Genomic DNA, 20570 nt, shown 5'->3' with positions numbered 1-20570 from the left:
TAGGCAACGCGGCGTATCGTCGGCGTATCGAAAAACGCGTACGCTCTCGCAACATCGACTCCCGTCGAATAGCAGCATGCATCTCACCCGATCGGCCCCCGCCGCACGCCCGCTCCCGATTCTCCAGCGACGCAGCACCGTCGTCGCGCTGCTCGTCGCCGTCTCGCTCGGGCTCGCCCTCGCCGCGCTCCTCGGCGTCTCGCTCGCGGTGCGCCACCTCCCCGGTGCCGACGCGCAGCGCGCGGCGCCGCCCGGCACGGCCGAGGCCCCCGGCTCTGAGGCGGAGGAGATGCTGCGCGGCCTTTTCGGGACGGAGCCGACCGAGCGCGACGGAGTGCTCCCCGATGGCGCCTCCCCGTTCGACACGCAGTACCCCCGCGTCTCCGGTCTCGATCCCGCCCTGCTCTCGGCCGTGCAGGCGGCGGCGAGCGCCGCCGCGGTCGACGGGGTCGAGTTCGCCGTCACGAGCGGGTGGCGGTCGGCCTCCTACCAGCAGCAGCTGCTGCGCGACGCGGTGGAGCAGTACGGGTCGGAGAGCGAGGCCTCGCGGTGGGTCGCCACGGCGGAGACCTCGGCCCACGTCTCGGTCGACGCCGTCGACATCGGCGACCTCGACGCCACGCTGTGGCTGTCGCAGTACGGTGCGCAGTACGGCCTGTGCCAGACCTACGCGAACGAGTCGTGGCACTTCGAGCTGCGGCCCGACGCCGCTGCGGTCGGCTGCCCCGACGCCTATCTCGACCCCACCTTCGATCCGCGCCTCACCGGACGGTGACGCGCGTCACCGCAGCAGCGCGACGACCTCCGCGGCGGGTCGCACCCGCGTCACGCCGCCGACCCCTTCGCCCGCATCGACCGGGACGATCGAGTAGTCGCCCGCGTCGACCGCCGCCGCGAACGCGGCGCGAGCTGCGGCGTCGTTCGCCAGCGCCTCCTCCCGGCCGTGCCAGCGGTCGACGAAGGGCGTGCGCAGCAGCCGTTCGGGGAAGCGCCGCGGCCAGGGCCGTTCGAGCGCGACGTCGTACACCCGCGTCACCAGGGTGTCGGCGCCGCTGCCGCGGATGAGCGCCTCGCGGGCGCCCGGCGGCGTCAGCGCCTCCTCGCAGGCGGCGAACGCGGTGCCCACCCATGCGGCGGCCGCGCCCGCGTCGAGCACCCGCTCCACGTCGCGCGCCGAGCCGATGGCCCCCGCCGCGAGCACCGGAACGTCGACGGCCCGCACGACCTCTGCGAGCAGGGCGTGCAGCGGCTCCCGGTGATCGCCGTGACCGCCGCCCTCGCGCCCGCGCGCCACCACGGCGTCGACGCCCGCATCGGCCGCCCGCTTCGCCTCATCGGCCGTCGCCGCTTGGGTGACCGCCTGCGCTCCGACTGCATGCACCCGCTCGATCCACGCCGCGTCGCCGCCCGGCGACTCCCAGTCGCCGAAGCTGACCGACACGAGCGCCGGGCCGGCGGCGAGCGCCCGGTCGAGCAGCTCGGGATCCCGTGCGATGCCCCACGCCACCAGGCCGATGCCGAACGGGGCGCCGCCCGAGCCCGCCCCGGCGTCGAGCGCGCGCAGTTCGCGTTCGAGCGCGGGCACCGAGCCGGCACTCCCCATGCCGATCATTCCGAGGCCGCCGGCGCGCGTCACCGCGGCCGCGAGGCGCCCGCCGGCGACTCCGCCCATCGGCGCGCACACGATCGGCGCGGCGAGGCCCAGCGCCGCGGCCCAGTCGGAGAGTCTGCGGTCGCTCATACGGACACGCTACTCCTGCGTGCGCCGGTACGTCAGGTCGCGGATGCGGCGATCCTTGTCGATGCCCTTCTCCTCGAAGGCGGTCAGGATGCGCCCGTCGAAGCGCTCCGCCCACTCCCCCGCGAAGTCGCGCGCGAAGCCGTCGGCCGCGTCGAGCACCTCGCGCATCTGCTCGGCGTAGTTCTCCCAGTCGGTGGCGAGGCGCAGCACGCCGCCCGGGCGCAGCGCGCGGCGGGCCACCCGGGCGAAGTCCGCGTCGACGAGCCGCCGCTTGTGGTGCCGCACCTTCTTCCACGGGTCGGGGAAGAACACCCAGATCTCGTCGACCGACCCCTCGGGCAGGTACTTCTCGAGCAGTTCGGGCGCGTTCACCTCGGCGAGGCGCAGGTTCTCGACGCCGGCGACCTCGGCGCGGATGATCGTGCGGGCGAGCCCCGCCCGGAACACCTCGATGGCGAGAAAGTTCGTGTCGGGCCGGGTCTGCGACGCGTGCAGGATCGCATGCCCCTGCCCGGAACCCACCTCGACGACGAGCGGCGCCGCGCGGCCGAAGATCTGCTCGGGATCGCCGCGCTCTCCGTCCGCGACGCTCGTCGCAGCGGGGCCGTGCGCGATGTCGAGCACGTACTTCTCGTGGTGATCGGCCCACGCGCGCTCCTGCGACGGCGTCATGCGGCCGCTCCGTCGCACGAACGACACCGGCTTCTTGCGGAACGTCGTCGGGTCGAAGCTCTTGTACGGAAGTGGCTGCTGCTCGGTCACCCCATAACGGTAGTCGCGGCCGCCGCCCGGAGCAAAGCCGGGCGGGTGGCGGACAGTAGCATGGAGTCGGCCGTACCGACCGTGCCCGAGTGAAGGAGCGCATGATGACCAGACGGATCCTGCTGGTGAACGGACCGAACCTCAACCTGCTCGGCACGCGCGAACCCGAGATCTACGGCACCGAGACGCTCGCCGACGTCGAATCGCTCGTCGCGCGCGTCGCCCGCGAGCACTCCCTCGAGCTGCGCGCCGTGCAGAGCAACCACGAGGGCGAGCTGATCGACGCCATCCATGCGGCCCGCGAGGACTGCGCGGCCATCGTCATCAACCCGGGCGCCTTCACGCACACATCGATCGCGATCCGCGACGCCATCGCCGGCGTCGCCCTGCCCACGGCCGAGGTGCACCTCTCCAACGTGCACGCGCGCGAGGCGTTCCGCCACCACTCGTACGTCTCCGACATCGCGGCGTGCGTCATCGTCGGCTGCGGAGTGCAGGGCTACGAGTTCGCGGTGCGCAGGATCGCCGCGCTGCTGGGCGACTGAGGCTCTCTGGGCCGCTTCGGCGCGCCGGCCCCGGGACCCCGGTGCCCGGGAGTCTCGGAGTTCCGATCGATGACGTTACGCCTCGCCGCATGTTCGGAGCGGTGCGCGCATCTCCGAAAGGCGACAGAAGGTCCGTGCAATCCGTTCTCAGAATCGGAAGTATTGTCGCCTTCCGCGATGGCGATGGCGATGTCGGCGGCGACGGCGATGGCCGCAAGTGAACCGCGCCGCGCTCGCGACGGCCTCGCCGTCACGGCGCCGTCGGAAACCAGTCGAAGAGCTCCGGCTGGTGCGCGTGCACGAGCACCGCGAACACCACCGCGTCGAAGAGCAGGTGCACGGTCACGACGTAGGAGAGGGAGCGGGTGCGCAGATAGATGATGCCCTGCACGAGCGCGAAGGGGATGGTGAGGAGCGGCCCCCAGGCGCGGTAGCCGAGCTCCCACAGGAACGAGACGAAGACGACCATTTGCAGCAGGTTGGCGATCCACACCGGGAAATGCCGCAGCAGCACGGCGAACACCGTGCAGATGAAGAACAGCTCATCCCAGATGCCCACGGCGCCGACCCCCACGAAGAGCCGAGCGATCAGCTCGGGCGTATCGACGACGGGCCAGTTCGCGTACACCCCCGAGGTGATGAAGTACCAGGGCAGGATCAGCCAGGCCAGCACGATCACGGCGACGAGCCAAGCCCAGTGGTACGGCCCCCAGCGCTCGCCCCGCGCGTCGCCGGCGCCCCGCCACGGGAAGCTCGTCGCGCGGTCGCGGTAGACGAATCGCGACACGACGTAGGGCACGGCGACGGCGCCGCCGAGGGCGAGCGTGAACTTCACCATCGACCAGTTGTCGAGCTGCGCGGCGAGCGGGATGAGGCGCACCACGCCGAGTCCCATGACGATGAGGGAGAGGTCGCGCAGCAGGGAGGGCGCACGGCCGTTCGCGGCGCGGGGCCGCGCGTCGACGTCGGGAGCCGAGGAGGCGTCGACCGGCCCGGGCTCCGCGGATCGAGCCCGGCCCGCACGGGCCGCCAGCCCGAGGCCGGCGACGCCGAGGGCGATGCCCGCCCAGATCCAGTGGAGCACGAACCAGGCGGGCGCCATCGCGCAGACGCATACCGCTGCGGCGATGCCGAGGGCCGAGGGCCGCGCGCTGCGGCTCGCGGGCATGGTCATAGGGCGAGCCTAGCAAGCGCGAGAACTCGGGGCGGCGAATGTCGGCGGCTCGCACTACTCTGACTCCATGGCCACCACGCACATCGCAGATTCGCACGATCGCATCCGAGTGCAGGGCGCGCGCGAGCACAACCTGAAGAACGTCAGCGTCGACCTGCCGAAGCGGCGGCTCACGGTGTTCACCGGGGTCTCCGGGTCGGGCAAGAGCTCGCTGGTCTTCGGTACGATCGCGGCCGAGTCGCAGCGACTCATCAACGAGACCTACAGCGCGTTCGTGCAGGGGTTCATGCCGTCGCAGAGCCGGCCCGACGTCGACGTGCTCGAGGGGCTCACCACGGCGATCATCGTCGACCAGGAGCGCATGGGCGCGAACCCGCGCTCGACCGTGGGCACGGCCACCGACGTGAACGCGATGCTCCGCATCATCTTCTCGCGCCTGGGCAGCCCGCGCATCGGCTCCCCCAACGCCTTCTCCTTCAACGTCGCGTCGATCAGCGGGGCGGGCGCCGTCACGATGGAGAAGGGCGGCAAGCAGGTGAAGGAGCGGCGCAGCTTCGAGATCCTGGGCGGCATGTGCCCGACCTGCGAGGGCCGCGGCTCGGTCAGCGACTTCGCCCTCGATGAGCTCTACGACCCCGAGAAGACGCTGGCCGAGGGGGCGCTCACGGTGCCCGGCTTCAGCATGGACGGCTGGTACGGGCGCATCTTCGCGGCGCTCCTGCCGATGGAGACGCCGATCCGCGACTTCACCGACGAGCAGATGCACCTGCTGCTGCACGAGGAGCCGCGCAAGGTCAAAGCGGACGGCGTGAACGTCACCTACGAGGGGCTCATTCCGCGCATTCAGAAGTCCATGCTCGCGAAAGACCGCGAGGCCATGCAGCCCCACATCCGCGCCTTCGTGGACCGGGCGATCGTGTTCCACGCCTGCCCCGCCTGCGCGGGCACCCGGCTCAACGAGACGGCGCGCTCGTCGAAGATCTCGGGCAAGTCGATCGCCGACGTCTGCGCGATGCAGATCACGGACCTCGCCGAGTGGGTGCGGGGCATCGACGACGCCGGCATTGCCCCCCTCGTGGAGAAGCTCGTCGACACCCTCGACTCGTTCGTGCAGATCGGCCTCGGCTACTTGAGCCTCGACCGCCCGACCGGCACGCTCTCGGGCGGCGAATCGCAGCGCACGAAGATGATCCGCCATCTCGGCTCCCCCATCACCGATGCGACGTACGTCTTCGACGAGCCGTCGATCGGCCTGCATCCGCACGACATCCAGCGAATGAATCAGCTGCTGCTCAAGCTGCGCGACAAGGGCAACACCGTGCTCGTGGTCGAGCACAAGCCGGAGATGATTGCGATCGCCGACCACGTGGTCGACCTCGGCCCCCGCGCCGGCCTCGACGGCGGCGAGATCTGCTTCACGGGCACCGTGGAGGCGCTGCGCGCCTCGGGCACGCTCACCGGGGCGCACCTCGACGACCGGGCGCGCCTCAAGCCGACGGTGCGCGCCGCGAGCGGAGCCCTGCAGGTGCGGGGCGCGGATCGCCACAATCTGCGCGGCGTCGACGTCGACGTGCCGCTCGGCGTGCTCTGCGCCGTGACCGGCGTCGCCGGCTCCGGCAAGAGCACCCTCATCGGCAACTACGTCGCGAACCGCGACGGGGTCGTCGCCGTCGATCAAGGGGCGATCAAGGGATCGCGGCGCTCGAACCCGGCGACCTACACCGGCCTGCTCGACCCGGTGCGCGCCGCGTTCGCGAAGGCGAACGGCGTGAAGCCCGCCCTGTTCAGCGCGAACTCCGAGGGCGCGTGCCCCGAGTGCAAGGGCGCCGGCATCATCTACACCGACCTCGGCATGATGGCGACGATGGAGAGCGTGTGCGAGGTGTGCGAGGGCAAGCGCTTCGCTCCCGCCGTGCTCGAGTACACGTTCGGCGGCAAGAGCATCGCCGAAGTGCTCGACCTCTCCATCGCGGAGGCGCACGAGTTCTTCTCGGCGGGCGAGACGAGGATCGCGAAGGCCGCGAAGATTCTCGGCCGCCTCGCCGACGTCGGCATCGGCTACATCAAGCTCGGCCAGCCGCTCTCCACCCTTTCCGGCGGCGAGCGGCAGCGGCTCAAGCTCGCGATCCACATGCTCGAAGACGCCGACATCTACGTGCTCGACGAGCCCACCACCGGCCTGCATCTCGCCGACGTCGAGCAGCTGCTCGCCCTCCTCGACCGGCTCGTCGACGACGGCAAGAGCGTGATCGTGATCGAGCACCACCAGGCCGTGATGGCCCACGCCGACTGGATCATCGACCTCGGCCCGGGCGCCGGCCAGCAGGGCGGCTCGATCGTGTTCGCAGGCACACCCGCCGATCTCGTCGCCTCGCGCGCGACGCTCACCGGCGAGCACCTCGCGACCTACGTGGCGGAGTGACCCCCGGCCGCGGCGGCCGCGCTCCCGGCGGGCACCTCGCGCGGCGCGCTCTCCAACTCGTTCAGGGCGCGGATCAGCCGGTAGAGATCTCCCACCGCCCGGCGCCGCGGCGTGAACACGATGCGCGGCAGATCGAGCGCTTCGGCATCGGCGACCTCTGAGGGCAGCGGAGCAGTGCGGGCGATCTCGCCCGACTCGCAGAGGCCCGAGAACCGCTCGTTCAGGTCGGCGAGCTCCGCATCGCTCGGGGCGGAGCGCACCCGCAGCACCAGCTGCTCCCCCTGCCACCGCAGCGAGTCGTAATTGCGCCAGAACCCGGTCACCTCGGCGATCGCCGCCTCCGGCGAATCGGTGACGAGCACGCGGTCCAGATCGTCCACCGCGATGAGCCCCGCCCCCGCGAGCTCCTCGACCACGAAACGGGCGAAGCTCCGCCAGTACGTGCCGCCGTCGCGATCGAGCAGCACGATCGGCATCGGTTCCATCTTGCCGGTCTGCTGCAGCGTCAGCAGTTCGAAGGTCTCATCCATCGTGCCGAAGCCCCCCGGCAGGCAGATGAATCCGCGCGACTCCTTCACGAGCATGAGTTTGCGCGTGAAGAAGTACTTCATCGCGATGCGGTGGTCGTCGTCGGCCGCCACATCGAGCGGAGCCTCCTCGAACGGCAGACGGATCGAGATGCCGAGCGACCGCTCGGGGCCCGCGCCGGTCGCCGCCGCCTCCATGATCCCCGGCCCGGCGCCCGTGACCACCATCCAGCCCTGCTCCGCGAGACCGCGGGCGGCGGCCTCCGCCCCCACCCAGAGCGGGTCGTGCGACTGCGTGCGGGCCGACCCGAAGATCGTGACCTTCGGCACCCCGCGGAAGGGAGCGAAGAGGCGGAACGCCGCCCGCATCTCCTCGACCGCGGTCGCCGTGATCTTCAGATCGAGACGCGTCGCCCCGTCATGGCCGAGACCGAGCCCCGCTTCGGCGATCCGCCGGATCAGACTGCGCTGCGCCGTCACCCCCGCTTCCGCGATGAGCGCGTCGAGCCGCTCGCGCACGCCGGCGGTCTGCGTATCCTCTGAATGCTGCTGCTTCGCGGTCGTCACGCTCACAGTCTACGAGCGGTGCGCAGTAGGCTGACGGCATGCCGAACCGGCGCGCCCGACTCTCACCCCAATCCGCTCACGGCCAGCTCGCCGCAGCGCTCGCCGCGCTGCGCGAGGGCGACGACGTTCCCGTCGACTTCTCCCCCGAAGCGCTCGCCGAGGCCGCATCGGCGGCCCCTGCCGACACCGAGCTCGATCTGCGGCGCATCCCGTTCGTGACGCTCGACCCGCCGGGGGCGCGCGACCTCGACCAGGCGTTCCACCTCGAGCGCTCCGGCGACGGCTTCCGCGTGCGCTACGCGATCGCCGACCTGCCCGGATTCGTGCCCGCAGGCGGCGCGCTCGACCGCGAAGCGCGGCAGCGCGGGCAGACCCTCTACCTGCCCGACGGGCGCATTCCGCTCCACCCCGCCGCACTCAGCGAAGATCGCGCGTCGCTGCTGCCGGGCTCCGACCGCACCGCCTACGTCTGGACCCTCGACCTCGACGCCGCCGGCGCCCTCGCCTCGGCACGGGTCGAACGCGCGCACGTGCGCTCCCGCGCTCAACTCGACTACCCGTCCGCGCAGGCCGCGATCGACGGGGGCGGCGCAGACGAGCTGCTGGAGCTGCTCCGCACCGTCGGCGTGCTGCGCATCGAGCAGGAGCGCCTGCGCGGCGGTGCGAGCCTCAACATGCCGGACGAGGAGATCGTGCGGGATCCGGGCGGCTACCGGATCGTGCGCAGTTTCGCGCTGCCCGTCGAGGAGTGGAACGCGCAGCTCTCCCTGCTCACCGGCATGGCGGCGGGCCGCATGATGCTCGACGCGGGCGTCGGCATCCTGCGCACCATGCCGGGCCCCGACGAGGAGGCCCTCGCAGCGTTCCGCGCACGCGTAGCGTCGCTCGGGCACCCTTGGCCCGCGGAGCTCGGCTACGGGGCGTACCTCGAGCGACTCGATCCCGCCTCGCCCACCACGCCCGCGGTGCTGCAGGCCGCCGCGTCGCTCTTCCGGGGCGCCGACTACACGCCGTTCGACGGGGAGCCCCCGCAGCAGACGGTGCAGGCGGCGATCGCCGCGCCGTACGCGCACGTCACCGCTCCGCTGCGGCGACTCGTCGATCGCTGGGGCCTCGTCATCTGCGCCGCGATCTGCGCGGATCGGCCGGTTCCCGAGTGGGTGCGCGCGTCGCTCGGCGAGCTCCCGGCGCTCATGCGGGCCTCGAACCAGCGGGCCGGCCGCTTGGGGTCGCAGGCGCTCGATCGCGTCGAGGCGGCCCTGCTGCGCGACCGCGTGGGCGACATCCTCCCCGCCGTCGTCGTCGAGGTGCGGGGCGATCGCGCGCGCGTGCAGCTCGACGACCCGGCGGTGACGACGCAGATCTCGGCGGCCGGCTGCTCCGCCGGCACCCACGTCGACGTGCGGGTCGTCGCGGCGGACGTCGCGACCGGCGCCATCGAGCTCACCCTCGTCGCTCGCGATGCGGATCCGGACGCGGGCGGCGACTCGAACTCCGAATCCGCCGCCCCGAACCGGAGCTCGGGCGCCGCCGACGCCGCGTGAGGGCTAGGCGGTGACGACCTCGGGAGCGCCCGTTCCGGCCGCAGCGGGCATCTCCGCGGCGAGACGGTTCGCCTCGGCGATCAGCGTTGCGACGATCTCGCTCTCGGGCACGGTCTTGATGACCTCCCCCTTCACGAAGATCTGCCCCTTGCCGTTGCCGGAGGCGACGCCGAGGTCGGCCTCGCGCGCCTCACCGGGGCCGTTCACCACGCAGCCCATGACGGCGACGCGCAGCGGCACGCTCATGCCCTCGAGCCCCTGGGTGACCTCTTCGGCGAGCGTGTAGACGTCGACCTGGGCGCGGCCGCATGACGGGCAGGAGACGATCTCGAGCTTGCGCTCGCGCAGGTTCAGCGACTGCAGAATCTGCAGCCCGACCTTCACCTCTTCGACCGGGGGCGCCGACAGGGAGACGCGGATGGTGTCGCCGATGCCCTCGGAGAGCAGGATGCCGAAGGCGGTGGCGCTCTTGATGGTGCCCTGGAAGGCGGGCCCGGCCTCCGTCACGCCGAGATGCAGCGGCCAGTCGCCGCGCTCAGCCAGCTGGCGGTAGGCCTGCACCATGATGACGGGGTCGTTGTGCTTCACCGAGATCTTGAAGTCGTGGAAGTCGTGCTCCTCGAAGAGCGATGCCTCCCACACGGCGCTCTCCACGAGCGCCTCGGGTGTCGCCTTGCCGTACTTCTGCAGGAGACGGGGATCGAGGGATCCGGCGTTCACGCCGATGCGCAGCGACACCCCTGCGGCCTTCGCGCGGCGGGCGATCTCGCCGACCTGGTCGTCGAACTTGCGGATGTTGCCGGGGTTGACGCGCACTGCGGCGCAGCCCGCGTCGATGGCGGCGTACACGTAATTCGGCTGGAAGTGGATGTCGGCGATGACCGGGATCTGGCTCTTCATCGCGATGATCGGCAGCGCCTCGGCGTCGTCGCGGCTCGGGCACGCCACCCGCACGATGTCGCAGCCGGCCGCCGTCAGCTCCGCGATCTGCTGCAGCGTCGCGTTGATGTCGGTGGTGGGAGTGGTGGTCATCGACTGCACCGACACCGGGGCGTCGCCGCCGACCGTGACCGATCCGACCTTGATGGCGCGGGACTTGCGCCGCGGAGCGAGCACTGCGACGGTCTGCGGCATTCCCAAGTTGACTGCTGGCACGGGGCGAGTCTACTCGCGGAGTCTGCGCGCGGCCCGCGGGCGCGCGAGCGACCGGCCGCGGTCACCCGAAGAGCGACACGGGTTTCACGAGGTCGGCGTAGATGAGCAGCACCGTCATCGCTCCGAACACGATGGCGACCGCCATCGTCACCGGCACCATCTTCGCCGTGTCGATCGGACCGGGATCGGGCTTCCGCCGCAGCTTCGCGAAGCCCCGCTTCAGCCACTCGTAGATCGCACCGATCACGTGGCCGCCGTCGAGCGGCAGGAGCGGCACGAGGTTGAACACGAACAGCGCGACGTTCAACGACCCGAGCAGGCTGATCATCGTCTGCGCTCGGGCGGCGACCGGAGCGTCGTCGAGGCTCACGATCTCCCCCGCCATCCGGCCCACGCCGACGACGCTGATGGGGCCGTTGGGGTCGCGCGCCTCGCTGCCGAACGCCGCGTTCCACACGTCGACCATGCGCTCGGGCATGCGGACGACGATGCCGGCGACGCGCTGCACGTTGTCGCCGACGAAGGCGGGCACGGCCGTGATGGGCTGTGCGACGTTCTCCGTCGCGGGTACGGCCCCGATCATGCCGACTGATTCGGTGAGCACATCGCCGTCGTCGCTGGTCACGGCGTTCCCGTCCGCATCGGTGACGGTGCGGGCATTCACCACCGGTTGCAGAGCGACCGTCTGCCGATCCCCGCCGCGCTCGATCTCGACCGCGAGCGATCGGCCCGGCGATTCGCCGACGATGGTGCGGAACTGATTCCAACTCGTGATGCGGGTCCCGTCGACCGCGATCAGCCGATCGCCCGGGCGCAACCCGGCTGCGGCTGCGGGCGCCGCCGGGTCGTCGGCCCCGCAGGCGGTCGCGTCGCTCGTGGCCGGGACGAGGCACTCGTTGACCTGGCCGAGCGTCGTGCTGTTCTGCGGCGTGCCGAACCCGACGAGCACGATCGCGAAGAACACGAACGCCAGCACGAGGTTCATGAGGGGCCCGCCGAGCATGATGACGATCTTCTTCCACGGCGGAAGCCGGTAGAAGGTGCGGTGATCCTCACCGGACTCGATCGACTCGGCGCTCGCGAGCCGCGCGTCCTCGACCACGGCCGCCATTCCGCGCTTCGGTTCGGCGTCGGTCTTGCCGAACGACGTCCCCTCCTGCACGACCGAGTTCAGAAACCCCGTCGTCGAGGGGCGCGCAGCCGCACCGGGCCGCTCGGGCGGGTACATGCCCGACATCGCGATGTAGCCCCCGAGCGGGATCATCTTCACGCCGTACTCGGTCTCGCCCCGGCGCTTCGCCCAGATCGTGCGCCCGAACCCGAGCATGTACTGCGTCACCTTGACGCCGAAGAGCTTCGCGGGAACGAGGTGCCCGATTTCGTGCAGGCCGATGGAGACGGCCAGGCCGATCACGAAGATCAGGATGCCGAGCACGTAGAGCAGAACCTCAGTCACCCGCTCAGGCTACTGCGCACCGCTGGGGAGTTTCGGGGAGCGGCCGGGGATCGGACGGGGAGCGGACGGAGGACAGCCGGAGGAGCCCCGTGCACCCGCCAGGGCGCCCCGGGCCGACCCGGCGCACGGGGTCAGCGGGCGCGCGCTCCGATGGCCCGCTCGGCCTGCTCGCGCGCCCAGCGCTCCGCCTCGGCGAGGCTCTCCAGGGTGAGCTGCGCCGGCGCCTCGTGCGCCTCGACCACCCGCCGCACCGTATCGACGATGTCGAGGAACCCGATGCGTCCGGAGTGGAACGCCTCGACGGCCTCCTCGTTCGCCGCGTTGTAGACCGCGGGGTAGGTGAGGCGCGCCCGCCCCACCTCCTTCGCGAGGTCGACGGCCGGGAAGGCGGCGGCGTCGAGGGGCTCGAACTCCCACGATGTCGCCGAGCGCCAGTCGAGGGGAACCCCGACGTTCGCCATGCGATCCGGCCAGGAGAGCCCCAGCGCGATCGGCAGCCGCATGTCGGGCGGCGACGCCTGGGCGATGGTCGAGCCGTCGATGAACTCGACCATCGAGTGCACCACCGACTGCGGGTGCACGACGACCTCGATGTCGCCGTAGGAGACGCCGAAGAGCAGATGCGCCTCGATCACCTCGAGCCCCTTGTTCACCATCGTCGCCGAGTTGATCGTGACGACGCGCCCCATGCTCCACGTGGGATGGGCCATCGCCGCCTCCGGCGTCGCGTCGCGCATCTCGTCGCGGGTGCGCCCCCGGAACGGGCCGCCCGACGCGGTCAGCACGAGCCGCCGCACCTCGTCCCGGCTGCCCGACCGCAGCGCCTGCGCGATGGCGGAGTGCTCGGAGTCGACTGGAACGATCTGGCCGGGGGCCGCGCGACCGGTCACCAGGTCGCCGCCGACGATGAGCGACTCCTTGTTCGCCAGAGCGAGCGTGCGGCCGGCGTCGAGCGCCGCGATCGTCGGGCCGAGGCCGACGGAGCCGGTGATCCCGTTCAGCACGACGTCGGCCTCGACGTCGCGGATCATCTGCACCGCCGCATCGGCACCGAGCCCGGTGTGCTCGACGTTGAACTCATCGGCCTGCTCGCGCACGCGATCGGCCCGACTGCCCGCGATGAGGCCCGACACCTGGTACCCGGCCGGGTGCTTGCGGATCACGTCGAGCGCCTGCTCGCCGATCGAGCCGGTGGATCCGAGGACGATGACGCGCTTCATCGCTCTAGGCTACTCGGCGGGCGCGTCGGCGTGCACGGTCCCGAGGATGTCGAGCACGAAGACCATCACGTCGTCGCCCTGATGCCCCTGCTGCTCGAGCGTCGCCGCGCCGTACCCGCCGTCCTCCGCGGGCACCACGGAGATGACCTGGGAGCCGACCTTCTGGCCCTCGAGCGCCTGCTGGAAGCCGCCGATCACCTGGGTCGTGAGGAAGTTCGCGGGCTCGCCCCGGCTCCAGCTGGAGTCGAACTCCTCGCCCGTGCGCCAGATCACGCCGCGGTAGTTGACGTACACGCGGTCGCCCGGCTGCACCTCCTCGCCGTCGCCCTCGATGAGCGTGGCGATCTCGAGCTTCTCGGGCGCCTCGAGCCCCTTCGGCACCGTGATGGTGGGCTCGCCGTCATCGGCGAGCTCGACCGTGGGGAAGCCCTCCGGGGCCGCGACCGCCTTGCCCTCGGCCTTCTGCAGCAGCTCGTCGCTCTCGAGCGTGCCGGGCTCGCCCGATGCCGCGGCCGCGTCGGAGGCGTCGCTGATCTCGCCGAACTCCATCACGATGACGAGCGAATCGTCGGCGCTGATGTTCTCCAGGCCGGTCTGCTCGGGGGGCGTCTCGCCGAAGACCTCGGCGTACGGCGCGGCGAGCGCGATCTGCTCGCCAGCGGTCGCGCAGCGGAGCCCGTCGTAGGCCCACTCGGCGAGCCCCGACTTCTCCACCGGGATCGCGCTGGCGGGCAGCTGCTGGAGCGCCGTGCCGTCGGCGCCGTTGAAGAGCGTCATCGAGGTGAGCACCGACTGCCCCTCCTCCACGACGTCGCCCTCGCCCTCCTGCAGCACGGAGCGCTGCATCTCATCGGCCTGCACCGGGGTGTCGGAGGTGAGCTCGAGATCCTCGCCCACGGAGCCCGACACCTCGATGCCGGAGCTCGCGGAGCCGGAGGCGAGGCACTCCTCACCGGAGGCGTCGGCCTGCGCGGATCCGCCGCCGCTCGAGCAGCCGACCATGAGCAGGGCGCCCACCAGGGCAGCGGGAGCGATGGCGCGCGTCAGTTTCACAGTGATTGGGGCCCTTCGAGTCGCGAGGAGCCGCGCTCGCTCGAACGTGCGATGGGGTGCGACGTCGAACGGTGGTGCGCGGCGGTGAGTGCCGTTCGAGTATGTCGCATCGCTCTGCTCAGCGGCTGGGAGGACGCTCCCGATCGGCCAGCGCCGCCGCATACAGCTCTCGCGACGAGAGACCGGTGGCCTCGGCGACCGATCGCGCGGCGTCTTTCAAGCGCTCCCCCGCGCGCACGCGATCCTGTACCTCCGCGAGCGCCGACTCGGGCGACGCCGCCGTCGGCACGGCGCCGCCGACCACCAGCACGATCTCGCCGCGCACCCCGCCGGCTGCCCACTCCGCGAGGTCTCCCAGCCCGCCTCGCCGCACCTCCTCGTGCAGCTTCGTGAGCTCGCGGCACACCGCCGCCGGCCGATCGGCGCCGAATGCCTCGGCGAGCTCGCCGAGCGTGGCCGCGAGCCGCGTCGGCGCCTCGAAGAACACGAGGGTGCGCTGCTCGCGTGCGAGTGCGCGCAACGCCCGGATGCGCTCGCCCGCCTTGCGGGGCGGGAACCCCTCGAACGCGAAGCGGTCGGTCGGGAGGCCCGAGACCGCGAGCGCGGTGATGACGGCGCTCGGGCCCGGGATCGCGCTGACGGCGACCCCGCGCTCGGCGGCCAGCTGCACGACGCGGAAGCCGGGGTCGGAGACGGTCGGCATGCCGGCATCGCTCACGAGCACGACGTCCTCCGTCTGCGCCCGGTCCACGAGCCCGGCCGCGCGGTCGTGCTCGTTGTGATCGTGCAGCGCGACGAGCTCGGGCCGGTTCTCGATGCCGAGGAGCCGGAGCAGCTGCGCGGTGTGCCGCGTGTCCTCCGCGGCGATCACCGTCGCCTCCTCGAAGGTGCTGCGCAGTCGAGCGGAGGCGTCGCCGAGATTTCCGATCGGCGTCGCGGCGAGAAGGATCATGGGTCAATCGTATGCGGCCGCGGCCCCCGTGCCGCACCCGGGCGGGGCGGGCGCCGCGCGGGAGGGACCGTCGCAGGGCGGGCTGAGCGGGCGCCGCGCGGGAGGGGCCGTCGCAGGGCGGGCTGCCAGAATGGGGGGATGACCGATCCGCAGCAGCCCGCCGTTCCGCCGCCCCACCCCTTCGCCGAGCGGACGACCCAGGGCCCGCAGGGTCGAGGCGGGCCCGGCGGTCGCGGCGGCGCCGTGTCGACGGCCGCGATGGCTCTCGGCCTGGCGGGGCTCGTGACGGTGATCGTCTCCGCGCTCTACCTCCCGCTCGGCGCGGTGCTCGGAGCCGTGCTCGGCGTGGCCGGAGCGGTGCTCGGCGTCGTCGGCCTCGTCTCGCGGCGCCGCCGGGGCGCCGCGGTCACGGGCCTCGCCTCGGGCGGTCTCGCCGTGCTCGCCGCACTGGTGCTCGGTGTGATCTCGACCACGATGCTCGTGGGGTCGCTGGCCGACCCGGTGCGGTCGGGCGGGGCGCCCGGCTCGGGGGCGAGCTCCGGAGGCGACGAGCAGACCGCCGAGGAGGTGCCCTGGCCCGAGAACATGGCCACGGGTGGGATCGTGTTCGACCGCGACGGCGTCGTGCGCTCCGACGCGCCCGAATCGGGCGCTCCCGAGCCCGCCGAGTCGCCCGCGGCCGGTTCCGAGACCGACGCCGAGACGCACGCGGTGCGCGTCTACGTCGACTACCGGTGCCCCTACTGCTCGGAGTTCGAGACGGCGAACGGCGACGCCCTCCAGCAGCTCGCCGAGAGCGGCCGGGCGACCGTTGAGATCATCCCGCTGGCGTTCCTCGACCGCGTCTCGCCCGACGCCTACTCGTCGCGCGCCTCGGGCGCCGTCGCGTGCGTGGTCGACGCCCAGCCAGAGGCCGCCTGGCAGGTGCACCGCCACCTCTTCGACCCCGCCGTGCAGCCCTCCGAGACGACGAACGGGCTCGACGACGACGCCCTGATCGCCGCGGTCGACGAGGCGGCCGGCGGCGCGAACGAGCGGGTGCGATCCTGCATCTCCTCCCAGCGCTTCGTGCCGTTCGCCCAGGCGCTCGACGACTGGGTCTTCGATCACCCGGTTCCCGGGGCGCAGGATCCGCAGCTGCGGGTCACCAGCACGCCGTTCGCGCTCGTCGACGGCGTCCCCTACACGGGAGCCGCCGACGACGCGGAGGCGTTCTCCGCCTTCCTCGCCGAGCAGGGCATCGCGGCGGGCGGCGCCTCCTGACCTCCTGCTAGACTCGGTCGGCTATGCATCAGACGAGCGACCACACCGATTCCCCCGCGTCGCCGAGCGAGCCGACGCTGATCGGGCGCACCGGCACCCTCTACTTCCCCCTCGCGCTCGTCTCGCGACTGCCGTTCGCGATGATGGTGATCGGCGTGCTCACGCTCGTCGTATCGGCGCGCGGCTCGGTCGAGCTCGGCGGCCTCAACTCCGCCATGGTTGGCCTGGGCGTCGCCTGCTTCGGCCCGCTCATCGGCGCGGCGGCGGATCGGTTCGGCCAGCGCCCCACGCTCCTCGTGGCGGCCATCGCGAACAGCGCGCTGCTCGGCGCCCTCGCCTGGATCGCGTTCAGCTCGCTGCCGATCTGGGTGCTGTTCGTCGGCTCCTTCCTCGCGGGCGCCACCGTTCCGCAGACCTCGCCCATGTCGCGCTCGCGGCTCGTGACGATCGTCGCGCACGACCTCCCGGTGCAGCGCCGGCCGCGAATGCTGTCGAACGTGCTCGCGTACGAGTCGGCCGCCGACGAGGTCATCTTCGTGTTCGGCCCGGTGATCGTCGGCGCGCTCGCCACCACGCTGGGCGCGTGGGCGCCGATCGTCGGCGCCGCCGTGCTCACGCTCGTCTTCGTCTCGGCGTTCGCCCTGCACCGCACGAGCGCTCCCGCCCAGTCGGCCGGGCAGCGGGCGGTCGCGGCCGCCCCGGCGTCGGAGCTCGCCCGACCGGCGCTGCTCGTGACCGTCTTCGGCATCGTCACCGTGGGGCTGATCTTCGGTTCGATGCTCACCTCGCTGACGTCGTTCATGCAGGATCGGGGCGACGCCGAGAGCGCGGGCCTGCTCTACGGCGCCATGGGCATCGGCTCGGCGATCTTCGCGATCGGAGTCGCGGCGCTGCCGCCGAGCTTCTCGCTGCGCGCGCGCTGGCCGGTCTTCGCCGCGTGCATCGTCGCGGGCGCCGTACTGCTGCAGTGGGCGCACGATGTTCCCTTCATGCTGCTGAGCCTCGCGCTGATGGGCATCGGCGTCGGCCCCCTCCTCGTGACGCTCTACGGGTTCGGCGCCGCGCGCAGCCCCATCGGCCGCTCGGCGACCGTGATGACGATGCTCGGATCGGGCCTCATGGTCGGGCAGTCCGCCGCCGCCGCCGTGACCGGCATCGTCGCCACCGATCTCGGAACGCGCGCCGCGCTCGCGCTGCCGCTCGCTGCGGCCGTGCTCGCACTCGTCGCGGGCGCGATCAACTGGGGGCTGAGCGCCCCGTCGACCCGGCCGCGCACGGCCGAGACCGCCGTCGTCGCGGAATAGCGGGCCCGGCGCGCGCGTTGCAGGGAAGGGCGGAGAAGGCCGGTCAACGCCACCCGAGAGGTGGGAGAATGGAGAACATGCCAGACCTCGCGATGCACACCGCACTCACCGCAGCGGACGTCGCGCTGCTGCGCGCCGAGTTCCCGTACTTCGCGGCGCACGACGCGCTCGAGCACGCTCCGGCGTACCTCGACGCCGCAGCGACCTCGCAGCGGCCGCTCCGGGTGCTCGACGCCGAGCGCGCCTTCCTCGAGTCGTCGTACGCCGCGGTGCACCGCGGCACCAGCGTCGCCGTCGGCTCCGCCACGGAGGCGTTCGAGGGCGCCCGCAGCGCGGTCGCACGCTTCGTCGGAGCGGCCTCCCCCGAGCAGATCGTCTGGGCCGAGAACGCGACCGACGCCCTGAACCTCGTCGCGCTCGGCATGGGCGAGGCGAACGCCGGCCTCGGCGTGCCGGGCAGTGAGCGCTTCCGCCTCGAGACGGGCGATGAGATCCTCATCACCGAAGCCGAGCACCACGCCAACCTGATTCCGTGGCAGCGCCTCGCGCAGCGCACCGGGGCGACGCTGCGCCACATCCCGGTGCGCCCCGACGGCACGTGGACCGTCGACGACGCGCGCGAGGCCCTGACCGAGCGCACCCGCGTCTTCGCCTTCGCGCACGTCTCGAACGTGACCGGGCTCCTCGCACCCGTTGCGGAGCTCGCCGAGCTCGCCCGCGCGGTCGGCGCGGTGACCGTGCTCGACGCCTGCCAGTCGGTGCCGCACCTCCCCGTCGATCTCGGCGCTCTCGGAGTCGACTTCGCCGCGTTCTCGGGCCACAAGATGCTCGGCCCGAACGGCATCGGCGTGCTCTACGGGCGGCCCGAGATGCTCGCCGCCCTCCCGCCTGCGCGGACGGGCGGCTCGGCCATCACGAAGGTGACGATGGAGTCGGCGCAGTTCATGCCCGCGCCGCACCGCTTCGAGCCGGGCACGCAGCCCGTGTCGCAGGCCGTCGGCCTCGCCGCCGCGGTCTCGTTCTTGGAGGAGATCGGCATGGATCGGGTCGTCGCCCGCGAGCACGAGCTCGTGGAGCGACTCGTCGCGGGCATTCTCGATGCACCGGGTCTGCAGCTGCTGGGCCCCGCCGACACCTCGCGCCGCGTCGCCCTGGCGGCGGTCTCCGTCGAAGGCGTCCACGCGCACGACGTGGGCCAGTACCTCGACGAGCAGGGCGTGCTGGTGCGCGTCGGCCACCACTGCGCGCAGCCGCTGCATCGCGCGCTCGGCATCACGTCGAGCACGCGAGCGAGCGTGCACGTGACCACGACAGAGGACGAGGTCGATCGCTTCGTCGACGCGCTCCGCGGCGCTCAGCGGTATTTCGGAGCGGAGGTCTCGGCGTGAGCGCACTCGACGGGCTGTATCAGGAAGTCATCCTCGACCATTCGAAGCGGCCGATCGGCAAGGGCGAGCTGGAGCCGACGGAGTCGGCGCTCACCGCCTCGCACCACGAGTTCAACCCGAGCTGCGGCGACGAGATCGATCTGTCGATCGCCGTCGATCCCGAGACGGGCCGCATCAGCCAGCTGGCGTGGGAGGGCCAGGGGTGCTCCATCTCGATGGCGTCCGCGTCGATCCTCTCCCAGCTGGTGCGCGACGACGAGCTGACGGTCGCCGACGCGCGCGAGCGGATCGCGGCGTTCCGCGAGATGATCCAGGCGCGCGGCGAGGCGGAGCCCGATGAGGAGGTGCTCGGCGACGCGGTCGCGCTGCAGGGCGTCTCGAAGTTCGTCATGCGCGTGAAGTGCGCGATGCTCGGCTGGGTGGCGCTCGAGGCGGATCTCACGCAGGTGGAGGCGCAGCGCTCCTGAGCGGGGCCGGTTCGCCGACGCGCGTCACCAGGCTCGAGAGCTCGGCGCCGGGCGCGGTGACGCGATCGGCGATCTCGCGGATCACCGCCTGCAGCGCCGCACCCGCGCGCGTCGGCGCCATGTCGGCGCGCCGCGCGACGCTCACCGTTCGGGCGAGCGCGTCGTCGGCGAGCGGTGCGGTGCGCAGCGCCGGCCGATCCGCTGCGACCATCGCCGGCACGACCGCGACGCCGATGCCTCGCCTGGCGAAGCTCAGCGCCGCGTCCATCTCGGCGCCCGCGACCGCGACGAGCGGCGTCAGACCGCGGGCGCGGAACGCGGCGTCGACCGTCGCTCTGAGATCGTAGTTCTCGGGGAAGAGCACCTGGGGGACGCGTGCGAGCTCCTCGAGGTCGACGGGGCGCCCCGGATCGCGAGCCTCCGCTCCCTCCGGGGCGAACGGATCGGGCCGGTTCGGATCGGAGACGACCACGAGCCGCTCGCTCAGGATCTGCTCGCGCTCCAGCACGGCCCGCGCCGCCCCCGACGAGACGCTCGTCACGATGAGGGCCAGATCGAGCGCGCCCTCCATGAGCGCCGAGATCAGGCTGCGCGACCCGCGTTCGAGGATCTCGATCTCGATGCCGGGGTATCGGGCGCGGAACTCGGCGAGCACGTCGGCCACGAGGCTCGTGCACAGGGTCGGGGTGGCGCCGAGGCGGATGCGTCCGCCGCGCAGCTCGGCGAGATCCGACATCTCGTGGCGAGCGGTTTCGGCGTCGGCGAGCATGCGGCGGGCGATGGGGAGGAGGCGCTCCCCCGCCGGAGTCGCCGCCACGTGACCGCGCACGCGATGCAGCAGCTCGACGCCGAGGTCGGTCTCGAGCGCGGCGATCTGGCGACTCAGCGACGGCTGCGCGAGGTGCAGCCGCTCCGCAGCCCGGGTGAAGTTCCCGAGCTGCGCGATCTCGACGAATCCGCGCAGCTGTTCGAGGTTCATATCGATAGCCTACGGGCATCTTGACGATCAGCTCTATTCATTGGAGTAATC

18 protein-coding genes are annotated in these 20570 nt (G+C 72.1%); 8 read left to right on the top strand and 10 right to left on the bottom strand.

Annotated features, from left to right (window positions below; translation table 11 throughout):
• The first annotated feature begins 76 nt into the window (after window positions 1-76).
• Window positions 77-775 carry a M15 family metallopeptidase gene (locus BLT44_RS08095; RefSeq protein ID WP_010157635.1) on the top strand — a complete coding sequence of 233 codons (699 nt, stop codon included), beginning with the start codon at window positions 77-79 and terminating at the stop codon, window positions 773-775.
• A gap of 6 nt (window positions 776-781) precedes the next feature.
• Here the strand turns inward: BLT44_RS08095 and BLT44_RS08090 are convergent, their stop codons facing one another.
• Both BLT44_RS08090 and trmB read right to left on the bottom strand, forming a co-directional pair.
• A complete protein-coding gene (locus tag BLT44_RS08090; RefSeq protein ID WP_010157636.1) occupies window positions 782-1741 on the bottom strand; it encodes an NAD(P)H-dependent flavin oxidoreductase in 960 nt (319 codons plus the stop codon).
• Window positions 1742-1750: 9 nt separating this feature from the next.
• Window positions 1751-2503 carry a tRNA (guanosine(46)-N7)-methyltransferase TrmB gene (trmB, locus tag BLT44_RS08085; RefSeq protein WP_010157637.1) on the bottom strand — a complete coding sequence of 251 codons (753 nt, stop codon included), beginning with the start codon at window positions 2501-2503 and terminating at the stop codon, window positions 1751-1753.
• 104 nt (window positions 2504-2607) lie between these two features.
• Here trmB and aroQ point away from each other — a divergent pair, with 104 nt between their 5' ends.
• Window positions 2608-3048 (top strand): type II 3-dehydroquinate dehydratase, encoded by a 441-nt coding sequence (gene aroQ / locus BLT44_RS08080; RefSeq protein ID WP_143026030.1) that lies wholly within the window; start codon window positions 2608-2610, stop codon window positions 3046-3048.
• Between the two features lie 250 nt (window positions 3049-3298).
• Here the strand turns inward: aroQ and BLT44_RS08075 are convergent, their stop codons facing one another.
• Window positions 3299-4216 (bottom strand): CPBP family glutamic-type intramembrane protease, encoded by a 918-nt coding sequence (locus BLT44_RS08075; protein WP_143026107.1) that lies wholly within the window; start codon window positions 4214-4216, stop codon window positions 3299-3301.
• A 73-nt stretch (window positions 4217-4289) separates the two neighbouring features.
• On the opposite strand from BLT44_RS08075, the gene BLT44_RS08070 reads away from it, so the two are divergent.
• Window positions 4290-6644, top strand: coding sequence for an ATP-binding cassette domain-containing protein (locus BLT44_RS08070; protein ID WP_010157640.1), 2355 nt, complete (start codon window positions 4290-4292; stop codon window positions 6642-6644).
• Here BLT44_RS08070 and BLT44_RS08065 read toward each other — a convergent pair.
• Window positions 6629-7738 (bottom strand): LOG family protein, encoded by a 1110-nt coding sequence (locus BLT44_RS08065; protein WP_010157641.1) that lies wholly within the window; start codon window positions 7736-7738, stop codon window positions 6629-6631. The two genes, BLT44_RS08070 and BLT44_RS08065, sit on opposite strands and share 16 nt — an antisense overlap.
• A 38-nt stretch (window positions 7739-7776) precedes the next feature.
• On the opposite strand from BLT44_RS08065, the gene BLT44_RS08060 reads away from it, so the two are divergent.
• On the top strand, window positions 7777-9282 hold the full coding sequence (locus BLT44_RS08060; RefSeq protein WP_010157642.1) for an RNB domain-containing ribonuclease: 1506 nt from the start codon (window positions 7777-7779) through the stop codon (window positions 9280-9282).
• A 3-nt stretch (window positions 9283-9285) separates the two neighbouring features.
• On the opposite strand, the gene ispG is transcribed toward BLT44_RS08060, so the two are convergent.
• The 5 genes from ispG to rsmI all read right to left on the bottom strand — a co-directional run bounded on the left by ispG (window position 9286) and on the right by rsmI (window position 15118).
• A complete protein-coding gene (gene ispG, locus BLT44_RS08055) occupies window positions 9286-10416 on the bottom strand; it encodes a flavodoxin-dependent (E)-4-hydroxy-3-methylbut-2-enyl-diphosphate synthase (protein ID WP_029608381.1) in 1131 nt (376 codons plus the stop codon).
• Window positions 10417-10498: 82 nt separating this feature from the next.
• The gene (locus tag BLT44_RS08050; RefSeq protein WP_010157644.1) at window positions 10499-11893 is read right to left on the bottom strand and encodes a M50 family metallopeptidase; all 1395 of its coding nucleotides are present in this window, start codon (window positions 11891-11893) and stop codon (window positions 10499-10501) included.
• A 131-nt stretch (window positions 11894-12024) separates the two neighbouring features.
• The gene (gene dxr, locus BLT44_RS08045) at window positions 12025-13113 is read right to left on the bottom strand and encodes a 1-deoxy-D-xylulose-5-phosphate reductoisomerase (RefSeq protein WP_010157645.1); all 1089 of its coding nucleotides are present in this window, start codon (window positions 13111-13113) and stop codon (window positions 12025-12027) included.
• Window positions 13114-13122: 9 nt separating this feature from the next.
• The gene (locus tag BLT44_RS08040) at window positions 13123-14166 is read right to left on the bottom strand and encodes an FKBP-type peptidyl-prolyl cis-trans isomerase (protein WP_010157646.1); all 1044 of its coding nucleotides are present in this window, start codon (window positions 14164-14166) and stop codon (window positions 13123-13125) included.
• A 118-nt stretch (window positions 14167-14284) separates the two neighbouring features.
• On the bottom strand, window positions 14285-15118 hold the full coding sequence (gene rsmI / locus BLT44_RS08035) for a 16S rRNA (cytidine(1402)-2'-O)-methyltransferase (RefSeq protein WP_010157647.1): 834 nt from the start codon (window positions 15116-15118) through the stop codon (window positions 14285-14287).
• A gap of 138 nt (window positions 15119-15256) precedes the next feature.
• On the opposite strand from rsmI, the gene BLT44_RS08030 reads away from it, so the two are divergent.
• The 4 genes from BLT44_RS08030 to sufU all read left to right on the top strand — a co-directional run bounded on the left by BLT44_RS08030 (window position 15257) and on the right by sufU (window position 19540).
• Window positions 15257-16381 (top strand): thioredoxin domain-containing protein, encoded by a 1125-nt coding sequence (locus BLT44_RS08030; protein WP_074690122.1) that lies wholly within the window; start codon window positions 15257-15259, stop codon window positions 16379-16381.
• A gap of 23 nt (window positions 16382-16404) precedes the next feature.
• Window positions 16405-17685, top strand: coding sequence for an MFS transporter (locus BLT44_RS08025; RefSeq protein ID WP_010157649.1), 1281 nt, complete (start codon window positions 16405-16407; stop codon window positions 17683-17685).
• Between the two features lie 68 nt (window positions 17686-17753).
• Complete coding sequence (locus BLT44_RS08020; protein ID WP_010157650.1) at window positions 17754-19073, top strand: aminotransferase class V-fold PLP-dependent enzyme; 1320 nt, start codon at window positions 17754-17756, stop codon at window positions 19071-19073.
• Window positions 19070-19540: a Fe-S cluster assembly sulfur transfer protein SufU gene (gene sufU / locus BLT44_RS08015; protein WP_010157651.1), complete on the top strand. Its 471-nt coding sequence runs from the start codon at window positions 19070-19072 to the stop codon at window positions 19538-19540. Before BLT44_RS08020 ends, sufU begins: the two co-directional genes overlap by 4 nt.
• Here sufU and BLT44_RS08010 read toward each other — a convergent pair.
• Window positions 19512-20519 (bottom strand): LysR family transcriptional regulator, encoded by a 1008-nt coding sequence (locus tag BLT44_RS08010; protein ID WP_010157652.1) that lies wholly within the window; start codon window positions 20517-20519, stop codon window positions 19512-19514. The genes sufU and BLT44_RS08010 overlap by 29 nt on opposite strands.
• Window positions 20520-20570: the final 51 nt, after the last annotated feature.

Source organism: Leucobacter chromiiresistens (assembly GCF_900102345.1).
In the GTDB taxonomy this organism is placed as follows: Bacteria; Actinomycetota; Actinomycetes; order Actinomycetales; family Microbacteriaceae; genus Leucobacter; species Leucobacter chromiiresistens.
This window is presented reverse-complemented; position numbering and strand designations above follow the sequence as displayed.